13 protein-coding genes are annotated in these 11,794 nt (G+C 58.4%); all 13 read left to right on the forward strand.

The window, feature by feature from the left end; translation table 11 throughout:
- Positions 1–141: 141 nt before the first annotated feature.
- The 13 genes from ONV78_RS20725 to ONV78_RS20785 all read left to right on the forward strand — a co-directional run bounded on the left by ONV78_RS20725 (position 142) and on the right by ONV78_RS20785 (position 11,789).
- Positions 142–1,071, forward strand: coding sequence for a hypothetical protein (locus ONV78_RS20725; RefSeq protein ID WP_216737698.1), 930 nt, complete (start codon positions 142–144; stop codon positions 1,069–1,071).
- Positions 1,071–1,760: a hypothetical protein gene (locus ONV78_RS20730; RefSeq protein WP_279506046.1), complete on the forward strand. Its 690-nt coding sequence runs from the start codon at positions 1,071–1,073 to the stop codon at positions 1,758–1,760. The genes ONV78_RS20725 and ONV78_RS20730 overlap by 1 nt, the downstream gene beginning before the upstream one ends.
- Positions 1,757–2,395: a hypothetical protein gene (locus tag ONV78_RS20735; protein WP_279506048.1), complete on the forward strand. Its 639-nt coding sequence runs from the start codon at positions 1,757–1,759 to the stop codon at positions 2,393–2,395. The genes ONV78_RS20730 and ONV78_RS20735 overlap by 4 nt, the downstream gene beginning before the upstream one ends.
- The gene (locus tag ONV78_RS20740) at positions 2,388–2,759 is read left to right on the forward strand and encodes a general secretion pathway protein GspB (protein WP_279506050.1); all 372 of its coding nucleotides are present in this window, start codon (positions 2,388–2,390) and stop codon (positions 2,757–2,759) included. The genes ONV78_RS20735 and ONV78_RS20740 overlap by 8 nt, the downstream gene beginning before the upstream one ends.
- A gap of 2 nt (positions 2,760–2,761) precedes the next feature.
- Complete coding sequence (mshL, locus tag ONV78_RS20745) at positions 2,762–4,444, forward strand: pilus (MSHA type) biogenesis protein MshL (protein WP_279506052.1); 1,683 nt, start codon at positions 2,762–2,764, stop codon at positions 4,442–4,444.
- Positions 4,445–4,462: 18 nt separating this feature from the next.
- Positions 4,463–5,311 carry an AAA family ATPase gene (locus ONV78_RS20750; protein ID WP_279506053.1) on the forward strand — a complete coding sequence of 283 codons (849 nt, stop codon included), beginning with the start codon at positions 4,463–4,465 and terminating at the stop codon, positions 5,309–5,311.
- Entirely contained in the window at positions 5,308–6,639 is a 1,332-nt protein-coding gene (locus ONV78_RS20755; protein WP_279506056.1) for a tetratricopeptide repeat protein, read from the forward strand. Before ONV78_RS20750 ends, ONV78_RS20755 begins: the two co-directional genes overlap by 4 nt.
- 34 nt (positions 6,640–6,673) lie before the next feature.
- The gene (locus ONV78_RS20760) at positions 6,674–8,410 is read left to right on the forward strand and encodes a GspE/PulE family protein (protein WP_216737691.1); all 1,737 of its coding nucleotides are present in this window, start codon (positions 6,674–6,676) and stop codon (positions 8,408–8,410) included.
- A gap of 1 nt (position 8,411) precedes the next feature.
- Positions 8,412–9,641, forward strand: coding sequence for a type II secretion system F family protein (locus tag ONV78_RS20765; protein WP_279506058.1), 1,230 nt, complete (start codon positions 8,412–8,414; stop codon positions 9,639–9,641).
- A gap of 2 nt (positions 9,642–9,643) precedes the next feature.
- Entirely contained in the window at positions 9,644–10,213 is a 570-nt protein-coding gene (locus ONV78_RS20770; RefSeq protein ID WP_279506060.1) for a hypothetical protein, read from the forward strand.
- Between the two features lie 84 nt (positions 10,214–10,297).
- Positions 10,298–10,756 (forward strand): type II secretion system protein, encoded by a 459-nt coding sequence (locus ONV78_RS20775; RefSeq protein ID WP_216737688.1) that lies wholly within the window; start codon positions 10,298–10,300, stop codon positions 10,754–10,756.
- Positions 10,757–10,786: 30 nt separating this feature from the next.
- Positions 10,787–11,308 (forward strand): prepilin-type N-terminal cleavage/methylation domain-containing protein, encoded by a 522-nt coding sequence (locus tag ONV78_RS20780; RefSeq protein ID WP_279506063.1) that lies wholly within the window; start codon positions 10,787–10,789, stop codon positions 11,306–11,308.
- On the forward strand, positions 11,286–11,789 hold the full coding sequence (locus ONV78_RS20785) for a type II secretion system protein (RefSeq protein WP_279506064.1): 504 nt from the start codon (positions 11,286–11,288) through the stop codon (positions 11,787–11,789). Before ONV78_RS20780 ends, ONV78_RS20785 begins: the two co-directional genes overlap by 23 nt.
- The last annotated feature ends 5 nt before the right edge of the window (positions 11,790–11,794 follow it).

Below are 11,794 nucleotides of genomic sequence, written 5' to 3' on the forward strand. Positions count from 1 at the left end.
CACTTTTACATTTGCAACAATAAGTTAGTGGTCTAAGCTGAAGTTATGTAAAAACTAGGATCAGTGTGCCCGTTGTAAGGATACCGGCCGTTAAATATCACTCTGTGATGCGGCTGTTGGCGCTTAAAACGAGGTATTAGATTGCTTTCATGGCTTTCCTTTTCCAAAGGCAAAAAAGGGCTGGTCGGCATTGAAGTAAGGCCGGACGGAATGGCTATCGCTGTCTCGGAGCCGGCCGGCGGGCAATCACAAATCCGCGTCATCGACTATCTGGACGCCCGCGCTGCGCAGCGGGCGGCCGCGCTCAAGGCTTTCGTAAGCGAGCGCAAACTGGAAAAAATGGCCTGCAATCTGGTGTTGCCGCCGGAAATGTACGCCCTGCATCAAATCGAACGTCCCAGCGTTGAGGAAAGCGAACTGCGGGAAGCGGTGCGCTGGAAGGTGAAAGACCTGCTGGATTACGCCATCGACGACGCCATTATCGATGTTTTCGAATATCCCAGCGACGCCCTGCGCGGCAGACCCGCCCAAATCAACGTGGTGACCGCCCGTAAATCCCTGCTGAAAGAACTTATCCGCGTCATCAACGACAGCGGTCTGGTGTTGTCCTCCATCGATATCACGGAGCTGGCGCTGCGCAATCTGGCGCAGCCTTTCGAAGAAGACGGCAAATCCCTTGGTCTGATGATGATGCGGGAAAACACCGGCCTTATGCTGTTAATCAAAAACGGCTCTGTCTACCTGTCCCGTCGTCTCGATGCGGACATGGAAGCGCTGGCCGACCCTGAGCGTAAATCCTGGGTGGGGCAGCAACTGGCGTTGGAAGTGCAGCGCTCCTTTGACTATTTCGAAAGCCAGATGGGTCAGGCGCCCCCCCGCCGACTGATGGCGGGCTCCGTGGTGAATGAGGCGGAGCTTTTGTCGCAGTTGGATGAAGCGCTCGGATTGACCGTGCAGACCTTGCAGGAGGACAAAGTCGGACTGCCGGACGATCAACTTGCATCGGCCATTCACTGGGTGGCCTGCGGCGGCGCCATGCGCAAAGCCGGCGGGGGAAGGAAAAGCGTCTGATGCAGCAGGTCAACTTATACGTAGAAGAGTTTCGCCCGCGGCGAGATCCGCTCTCCATCCCTGTGATGATTGCCGCTGTGGTGGCGGTAATGGTGTTATGCGGCTGTTACACCGGCTATCTGGTATGGCGCAGCGCCGACGTGACCATGAGCCAGTTAACCGCCGAATCCCGCAAGCAGGCGTTGGGGGTGGAAATAGACAGCATGCGCAAGCAACTCGAAGCTCGCGCCAGAGATACCCGTCTGCAGTCGGACAATGACCGTCTGCGTCTGCAAATGCAGAACACTGAGGCGCTGCTGGCGGCGCTGGAATCCGGCCTGAAAGCGGACGGCGGGGCCATGTCTTACAGTGAACTGATGATCGCTCTGGCGCGGCATCGCCAGGAACCTTTGTGGTTGCAGCGGATTCGGATTCAACAAGGAGGCGAACGTCTGATTTTCAGCGGGACCACCGTGCAACCGGACTTACTTCCCGCTTATCTGCAGGCGCTGGGCGATGAGCCGGCGTTACGCGGTCGCGCCTTCAATATGCTGACCTTGAAACCGGAACAGGAAAGCGCCAGCGCCCGGTTATTCGAAGTGGACACCTATGTGGAGACGCCTGAGCCGGAAGCGCAGGCGTCCCGTCCTGCGGCGGGCGGCCGTACGCTGAATCAACCCGTGGTCAGCGCGGGAGGCAAACAGCCATGATGAAGAAATGGACCTCCCGGGTGAACCGCTTCAGCTTGCGGGAAAGAGCCATCCTGCTGGCGACAGTCATTGTCGCGCTGATATTGCTGTACGCCCAGTTCGCCTGGGACCCGCTGTGGCGCAGCAATCGCTCGGCGGAGCAGGCGATCGCCGCCGCCAATCTGGAGCTGCTGGACCTTAGCGCTCAGGCGGACGTGCTGCGCAAGCAATTAGCGCAAGACCCGGACGCCGCGCTGCGCAAAGAGAACGAGCGTTTGCGCAACCAGCTCAATGCCCGCCAGGAAAGATTAAAGCAAAGCCTTTCCCGACTGGTGGCCCCGGAAGAAATGCCTGAGTTACTGATGGAGCTGTTGCGCAAGCACCCCGGTTTGCAAGTGGTCGCCGTCGCCAAGCTGCCGCCGCGGAAAATTCAGCATGGCGAAGGCGAGGCCGCCGCGGTGTTGTTCAGTCACCGGGTGAAAGTAGTGCTCACCGGCGGCTACTTCGACACCCTGCAATACATTCAAAAGATTGAGCGCAATGAATCCCGTCTACGCATTGTGGACATGGATTACAAGGTGGACGCCTATCCCAGGGCGGAAGTGACGCTGGAATTCGAGACTCTGGGGCTGGATGAGAGGTGGCTGGGTGTTTGACGTAAAAAAATGGTCGCTGGGTCTATTGCTGTTGGGCGTTGCGATGTTTGGCCGCGCAGAGAGCTTCCGGCTGCCGGATGGCGAAGTGCTGGCGGACCCCACCCGGCCCATGGGATGGCGCGCAGATGGCGTGATGGTCAGCGGGGCGCCCAGTCGTCCGGCGATCAGTGTGGATTCGATCCTGTATTCCTCCTCCCGCAAGGTGACGACGATTAACGGCGTCGCCCTGGCGGAAGGACAGCAAACCGGCTCCGTGCGCGTGGTGAAAATCGAAGCGCGCAGGGTGTTATTGGACTGGCGCGGTCAGCGCTGGTACGAAAGTGTGCAAGGCGCGTCCCAGGATGCGCTGACTATTCGGAGATAAGAATGAGAAGTCTTTGGCGGACCTTGTTGTCAGTTTGGGTCGGCTTCGGCCTGGCGGCGTGCGCCAGTCAGCCTGCTACGCCCAAGAAGGATGAACCCGAGCCGCCGCCGACCAGCGCGCAGGCGATCGGGCAGGCGATGCAGGCAGCCGAAGAGACCATGGCGCAGGCGCAGCAGCCCGCGCCGCCGCCGGACGTCATGCAGGCGCTGCTGCCGACCATGCCGGCGGCTGAGACGATGCAGGCGGCGGAGCGCTTTGACATCACCGTCAATAACGCGCCGGCCAGAGATTTCTTCATGGGACTGGTGAAAGGCACCGGCTACAACATGGTGGTGCATCCCGCAGTGGAAGGGTCGATTTCCCTGGACCTGAAAAACGTCACCCTGGATGAAGTGATGGAAATCGTCCAGCAGCTCTACGGCTTTGAATACCAGCGCAAGGGCAATCTGTTCAAAGTTCTGCCCGGCGGCGTGCAAACCCGCATCTTTCAGATCAATTACCTGAACGTCAAACGCAAGGGCGCGTCGGACATCATGGTCAGTTCCGGGCAGCTGTCCAACTCCTCGGGCTCTTCTTCTAGCAGCTCCAGCAACAGTAATAGTAACAACAGCAATAATTCCGGCGGCTCCGCCAATGCCGTATTGTCGCGCATCACTACTCAAACGGATTCGGATTTCTGGACCGCCTTGCAGGAGACTTTGATTACGATCGTCGGTAATGAAGAGGGCCGCAAAGTCGTAACGAACGGCGGCGCAGGCATTGTGGTGGTGCGGGCGACGCCGAGCGAACTGACGGCGGTGGAGGAGTATCTAGATAAAGCTCAGCTCATTATGCAGCGGCAGGTGGTTCTGGAAGTAAAAATTCTGGAAGTGGTGCTGAACAAAGGCTTTGAGCAAGGCGTGAACTGGTCCTATTTCGATGAATTCACTTCCAAAGTGGACGCTTCCGGCAATCCCACCAAAAGCCTGACTTTGGGGCAGACTTCCCGAAGCGTCACTAACCCGGGATTTGAGGGCGTCTTCAGCGCAGCGCTGCGCATTAACGACTTCACGACGCTGCTGCAGTTGCTGGGCGAGCAGGGTACGGTGCAGGTGCTGTCCAGCCCGCGCATTTCCACTATCAACAACCAGAAAGCCGTGATCAAGGTGGGGGATGACGAGTTCTTCGTCACGGGTATCGAGACTAACGACGCCACCACCACCAGTGGGACCAGCAACCTTATTTCGGAAGTGGAGATCACGCCGTTTTTCTCCGGCATCGCCCTGGACGTTACGCCACAGATTGGCGAGAACGGCGACGTAACGCTGCATGTGCATCCGACGGTGAGCGACGTAGAGGATCAGACCAAGACCATCTCTCTGGGCTCCAATGATCTGGTGCTGCCGCTGGCGTTCAGTTCCGTGCGGGAGACCGACAGTGTGATCAAGGCCCGCAATGGACAAGTGGTGGTGATTGGCGGCCTGATTCGCAACATGACGGAAAAAACGCAGGCGAAAGTGCCGCTGTTGGGGGATATCCCGCTGCTGGGGCAGGCGTTCAGACAGAAACGCGATACCGAACTCAAGAGCGAACTGGTGATCCTGATCCGGCCGATTATCGCCGACAGCGAAAGCTACCGTCAGGATCTGCGCGGCAGTCGCCAGCGCATGGAAAAACTGCAACACCGGGCGAGCGAGCAATTCTGACCGGCGAAAGGAGGGCGTATGTACGAAACACATTTCGGATTGCGCGAGGCGCCGTTTTCCCTCACGCCCAATACGCATTTTTATCTGGACGCGTCCACTCACCGTAACGCCTTTGAAACGGTGCGCGCCGCGCTGGAGAGCATGGAAGGCTTTATCAAAGTGGTCGGCGAGGTGGGCACGGGGAAAACTCTGCTGTGCCGCCGCTTGCTGAATTTTCTCGATGGCGATTATGTCTCTGCTTACATCCCCAATCCGCGTCTGTCGCCACAGGACCTGTATCTGGCCCTGGCGGAAGAACTGCAGGTGGATCTGGGCGAGCTGAATGGCGGTCGCCATCAATTGCTGAAGCTCATCAACGAACAGCTGATCGCTCATTGCGCGGAAGGCCGGCGTGTTGTGCTGGTGATCGACGAAGCGCAGGCGATGCCCGAGCAGACAATCGAGGCGCTGCGTTTACTGACCAATCTGGAAACCGAATCGCGAAAGTTGCTGCAAGTCGTGCTGTTCGGTCAGCCGGAACTGGACGTCATGCTGTCGCAGCCGCAATTGCGGCAGCTGAAGCAACGCATCACTTTTCAGGAATATATCCGCCCGCTGGATAAATATTCGGTGGAGCAGTATCTACGGCATCGCCTGATGGCCGCCGGCTACAACGGCGACAGCCTGTTTCGCGCCGACGCCGCCAAGCTCATATTTCGCGGCAGCGGAGGCGTCCCCAGGTTGGTGAACGTACTGGCGCATAAGGCCATGCTCGCCGCCTACGGCGACGGCGATAAAACTGTAGCGCCCGGCCATGTGCGGCGTGCGGTGAAAGATACGGAAAGCGCCCGTCCGCTCCGGTTCGCCTGGCTGGGAGGTTGGGCGTGAGCTTACTCAACGATGTGCTCAGAGATCTGGATAAACGGGAGTCGGCGCCGCGGACGTCAGTGCCTCACAGCCTACAGAAGACGCCCCCCAGCGCGACCCGGCATTGGCCAGGCGTGCTTGCGTTGGCCCTGGTGACGGCGGGACTGGCCGGCGGTTACTGGTGGATGAAAGACCCGTCGGAACCGCCGAGGCAAGTGGTGTCTCAGGTGGCGATGGTGAATACGTTGTCGGCGCAGGACGAGAAGCCAAGTCCGCCAGATCACAGGATAGAGACTCCAGCTCCACCGGAAGTGACGGAATTGGATACGCCTGTCGTCGCAGAGGTTGCGACGCCGATCAGAGAAACGCTGCCGGAACCTGCTTCCCAGCCTGTCGTTGCGACGCCGCAATATGCTCAGGAACCGGCGCGACAAACGCAACCCAAACAAGAACCAGTCGTGATCGTCGAAAAAGATCCACTGCAACCCATGATGACGCAAAAAGCGCCTCCCACCGTCAAGCAGGAAAGCCCGGTCGTCGGTGAAGTAACGACGAATAACGCCATGACTGATACCGAACCCAAGGCGCAAGCCAGAACGGTGAGGACTTCTCGCAATACACTGGATACGCCTGAGCCGCTGGCGGTGAGACCGGAACTGGCGCCGGAAAAGCCGGCTACGCTAACGCGCCACATAGATATCGCCGCTGCCTCGGCTGAAGAGGTCGCGCCTTCTGCCGCCGCCATGAATATCGCGCCCTCGCAAACCCCGGAAGCAATCGCCGCCCGCGCTCTGCAGCAGGCGCGGGAGTCTTATCGCCAGGGAGAGGTTGAGGCGGCTGAACAACGTTTGCGGGAGTTGCTGACGTCGATGCCTGAACATGAAGCCAGCCGTTTTCAGCTGGCGACCTGGCTGATCGGCGGCGGCGATTACGTTCAGGCGCTGCAAGTAATGCAGAGCGTTGACGCCTACAGCAGCGTGGACTTTAAGTTGATGAAAGCGCGCACTCTGGCGGCGACGGGGATGGCGGCGCAGGCCATCGCGCTGCTGGAAAGCGAGGCCCCAAAAGTAGAGGCGGCGCCGGATTATCACAGCCTGCTGGCTGGCCTTTACCAACAGGCGCGTCGTTATGAAGACGCCATCGCTTCCTACGCCGCTCTGATCGAAGCCCATCCCCACAAAGGCGACTGGTGGGCGGGCCTGGGCATCGCTCTGGATCAGACCGGGCGCAGCCAATCCGCATTACAAGCCTACCGTCAGGCGGTGGGCGATCCGGAATTACAGACGACTCTGGCGCAGTACGCCAGCCGCCGCATCCAACAGTTGGAGCCGGGCGGCGGGGGCGGCTGACACCGCAAGCGCAGCGGAGAGGTAGAGAGTAATTATGGTCGAACCGAAAAAGAAAATACGTTTGGGCGATTTGCTGGTGCAAAACGGCGTCATCACGGAAGAGCAATTGATGACGGCGCTGAGCGAGCAGAAAAAGGCTGGCCGCAAGCTCGGCCGCACCCTGATTGACCTGGGGTATATGGACGAGGACAGCCTACTGCGTTTCCTGTCGCAGCAAATGGGCATTCCTTTTGTACAACTGCGCCATTACCAGTTCAATCAGGAACTGATCAAACGCCTGCCGGAAACCGCGGCGCGCCGTTTCCGCGCCATCGTGCTGTCGGAAGAAAAAGGCGAGTTATTGGTAGGCATGTCCGATCCTATGGATATCTTCGGCTACGACGAACTGGTGCGGGTGCTGAAACAACCCATGCGTCAGGCGGTTGTGCGCGAAAGCGAGCTGCTGGACACGCTGGATCTGGTGTATCGGCGCACGGAGGAAATCGCCAGTATCGCCGGCGAGCTGGAAGATGAGCTGGGCGAAGACGCCTTTGACCTGGCGGAACTGGCGGCGGGAGGCGATGACACCGAGGCGCCGGTGGTGCGCCTGCTGCAATCCATATTTGAAGACGCCGTGGTGGCGCGCGCCTCGGATATCCATATTGAGCCGGACGAAAACGTGGTGCGTTTACGCCAGCGTATCGACGGCGTACTGCACGAACAGGTGATGAAGGAAAGGCGCGTTAACGCCGCGTTGGTGTTGCGCCTGAAACTGATGTCCGGCCTCAATATTTCCGAAAAACGTCTGCCCCAGGACGGCCGTTTTAACGTGCGGGTGAAAGGCCGCTCCATTGATGTGCGTCTGTCCACCATGCCGGTGCAGTATGGCGAGTCGGTGGTAATGCGTTTGCTGGATCAGACCGAAGGCATGTTGAACCTGGAAGCCACAGGAATGCCGAAAAAGCTGCTGGACAGGCTACGCATTCTGATCAAACGGCCCCATGGGATTCTGCTGGTGACCGGGCCTACCGGTAGCGGTAAAACCACCACGCTGTACGGCGCCTTGACGGAACTGAATCGGCCGGAAGTGAAGGTCATCACCGCGGAAGATCCGGTGGAATACCGCCTGCCCCGGGTGACCCAGGTGCAGGTGAATCCTAAAATCGGACTCGACTTCGCGTCAGTGCTGCGCGCGGCGTTGCGGCAAGATCCGGATGTAGTGCTGGTGGGGGAAATGCGGGATCAGGAAACTGCTGAAATCGGATTACGCGCCGCCATGACCGGCCACTTCGTGCTTTCCACATTGCACACTAACGACTCCATCTCCAGCGCCATGCGCCTCATCGATATGGGCGCTGAACCCTATCTGGTGGCGAGCGCGTTGACGGCGGTGGTGGCGCAGCGTCTGGTGAAACGCATTTGCGATAACTGCAAGCAGCCTTATCAGGCCAGTGAACAGGAGAAAATCTGGCTGCACGCCATGACGCAGGAATCCTTGCCTGCGCATTTCTTCAAAGGCGCAGGCTGTTATCAATGCGGCAACTCCGGTTACCGCGGTCGTATCGGGGTCTACGAATTACTGGAAATGAGCGACGCGTTATTGGACGCGCTGCGTAAGAATGACCAAAGCGCTTTTACTCACGCCGCCAGACGCTCGCTGCATTATCGCCCGTTGGCGCTGAGTGCGTTGGACTATGCGCGGGAAGGCGTCACCACCTTGGATGAAGTGTTCCGCATTTCGGCGTCGCTGGGCGATCTGCCGCACTCACCGAGCCATCTGGAGTTCAGCTGACGTGGCGAATTTTGCATTCAAAGGGCGGGACAGCAAGGGCGCGCTGATAGAAGGCGTGCAGGAGGCCGTCAACCGGGAAGCGCTGGCCAATGAACTGCTGCGCAAAGGCGTGACGCCCACCAGCATTCAGGAGCAGGAAGCGCAAACCGATGTGCTGCTATGGCTGAAAAAACTGCCTATCTTCCGTAAAAAAGTGACGCTGGATGAGCTGGTGATTCTCTGTCGTCAGATGCATGCGCTCAGTCGCGCCGGTATTCCTATTATTCGCGCTATACGCGGGTTGGCGGAGTCAACACGCTCCGAGACCTTGGCGGAAGTGCTGGACGATGTGGCGCGGCGTCTGGAGGGCGGGGTGAATCTGGCCACCGCCATGCGCGCTCATCCCCGCACCTTCAACGAGTTGTTCGTTTCCATGATTCTGGTGGGAGAAAACACCGGGCAACTGGAAGAGTCATTTCGTCAGCTGGGGGAAAATATCGAGCTGGAGCGAGATACCCGTAAGCGGGTGGCGCAGGCGGTGCGATATCCCATCATGGTGGTGGTGGCGATCACCATCGCACTGCTGGTGGTTAACTTTTTCGTGATTCCCGCCTTCGCTGGCGTGTTCGCCAAGTTTGGCGCCGACCTGCCGCTGCCCACCAAGATTTTGGTGGCGACGTCCAACTTTCTGATCAATTACGGCTGGTTTGTGGCGGCGGGGTTGGCGGCGACGATTTACGGATTCATCCGCTGGAAAAAAACGCCTCAGGGCGCCTATCGCTGGGACCGCTTCAAGCTGCGCATTCCTATCGTCGGTCCTTTGTTTGAATTGGTGGCGTTATCCCGGTTCTCCCGCAATTTCTCCATGATGCTCGCGGCGGGGCTGCCGGTCACTTCTGCGCTGACGCTGGTGGCGGAAGCGGTGGACAACAAATATGTAGGGTCCGCTATTGCCGACATGCGCAATGGTATTGAGCGCGGCGACACGCTGGTGCGTACGGCGCGGGCCACCAACATGTTCTCGCCATTGGTCATGCAGATGCTGGCGGTGGGAGAAGAAACCGGCTCAGTAGACAGTCTGCTGGTGGAAGTGGCGAATTTCTATGACGAGGAAATCGAATACTCCCTTAAACGACTGGCCGAATCCATTGAGCCCATTCTGTTGGTGGTGATGGGCGTGATGGTGCTGATTCTGGCGCTGGGCGTGTTTCTGCCCATGTGGAGTCTGGGTCAGGCGGCGCTGGGTAAATAAACATGGCGGGACGTTGGCTGAGCCAGTTTCTGCGAGTGGAGATATGGTTGATTGGGGCGCTGATCGCAGTGCTGATCGCGGTGTTTCTGCGCTCCATGGATAACCTGGTGGATAACGCCGGCGAGGTGCGCGCGCAACAATTGAAGACTGCGTTTCTCACCAGCCTGCGGCTGGCTCATACGGCCTGGCTGGCGAATGGGGGGCGCTCAGATTCAGTTGAGTTAGGGACGTTGGCGGCGGGATCTGACTTCAGTCCCGAAGATTTTCAGGAGCAGGGCGGCGGCGTATTGAGAATGAACGCGCAAGGGTGGCCGGTAGACGTTGGCGATAGCTATCCCATAGCGGCGGCGATGACGGACGAAAGCTGTCGGCGATTGTATTCCTCACTGCTGTTGCGCCGCAGCGGCGCTACAGAGGCGGCGTTGCAGGAGAAGGTGGAGGCATTGGCGGTAGGCACGGTTTGCGCCTATCAGGTCGGCGTACAGGGGAAGGATTTTTTTTCATTGCTGTATAACGCCGAAAGCGGCGAAGTGAGGCTGTCCATACAACGTAAAAGCGCTGATAACGATTGAAATATTTAACTATTTTACAAACAGAAGAATAACTTGGCGTCTATACTTGATTAAAAGCTTATATGTTCTCGTGGAGGGACAACTATGCAAAAGCGGATAAAGACACAGCAGTCGGGCTTTACGCTGATAGAGCTGGTCATGGTTATCGTTATACTGGGAATACTGGCGGCGTTTGCGTTGCCGAAATTTGCGAATTTATCTTCACAGGCCGAGGCGGCGACCCGTTCCGGCATAGAGGGCTCAGTGAGGTCGGCATCGGCGATTATTCATGCCGCCTGTCTGGCTACCACGACTTGCGACGATCAGGCTGCAACCAGCACGGTGACTGTAGACGGAACCGCGATTGATGTCGTGTTTGGATATCCGGCTGGCACCGCGACGGGAATAGAAGCCGCATCGCAAGTTGATGGCGGAAATGTCTCTGTCGCTCACTCAGGCGGCACTACTACCGTTACTGTCGCGACCAACTGTACTGTCACTTACGCGCAATCCGCGGCGGCAAATACCGCTCCTGTTATTGGCGGTACAACCACTTGCCCTTGATCGTTACCTTAAGCTGAGTCAGGTCCGTGTGTGAAGGTATTCCGACAGCGATGGGGAGGCAAAACTCTCAATAGCGGTTTCACCATGATCGAAATGATCATGGTGATGATTCTGCTCGGAATCCTTTCGGTTACGGCCATCAGTCTTTTCGCCACACGGGACGCTTATTCGGCCCGTGTGGTCGCTGACCAAATTCTCTCTCAGGCGCGTCTGGCGGAGCAAATCGCCCTTGGACGCCGCGCCGCCACTACTACCACTCTGACTCTTTCACTGTCCGGCTCCGATTTTGCCGGCGTGGTGGCCCAGGGCGGCTATGTTTCACAGCGCAATGTCGATGCTTCCGGCGTCAGCATCAACTGGAGCCAGAGTGCGACTACCTCCTGTGCAGGAAGCGCTTTGCCGGCGACCATCACTTTTAATCAGGATGGCGACGTGATCAATCCAGCCACCAGCGGAACCACCAACACGCTTATCTGCGTCAGCGGCGATACGGTTTACCCGATTTGCGTCACCACTTTGGGATACGCCTATGAAGGCTTTTGCGAATCCTGACCGGCAGCATGGCGTCACATTGGTGGAGCTGGTGATCACCATTATCGTGATCGGCATCGCTCTGGTGGCGATCGTCACCGCCATGAGCGGCAGTATCGGCCGCAGCAGCGATGTACTGTTGCGCAATCGCACCATTCAGTTGGCGCAGGCGTATCTGGATGAAATTCTGGGTAAACGTTATGACGAGGCGACTCCCTCCGGCGGCGTTCCGCCAGTGACCAGTTGCAATATCGTCACCGAGGAGGGCAGTCGCGACGAGTACGATGATGTGGACGACTACGATGGCATCGTCAATGAAGCGCCGCGCTCGCAGACCGATGCGGATTTTAATAACTATCCCGGCTATCTGGTGAGCGTGTCGGTGACCTGCGCGGGCGCGGACATTGGCTTGTCGGCGTCGAACGCCAAGCTGGTGAGGGTGACGATAACGCCGCCTTCCGGTCCGGCGATGACCTTTTCCGCCTATCGGGCCAATTTTTGAGGCGT

Source organism: Hahella sp. CR1 (assembly GCF_029813005.1).
Taxonomy (GTDB): domain Bacteria; phylum Pseudomonadota; class Gammaproteobacteria; order Pseudomonadales; family Oleiphilaceae; genus Hahella.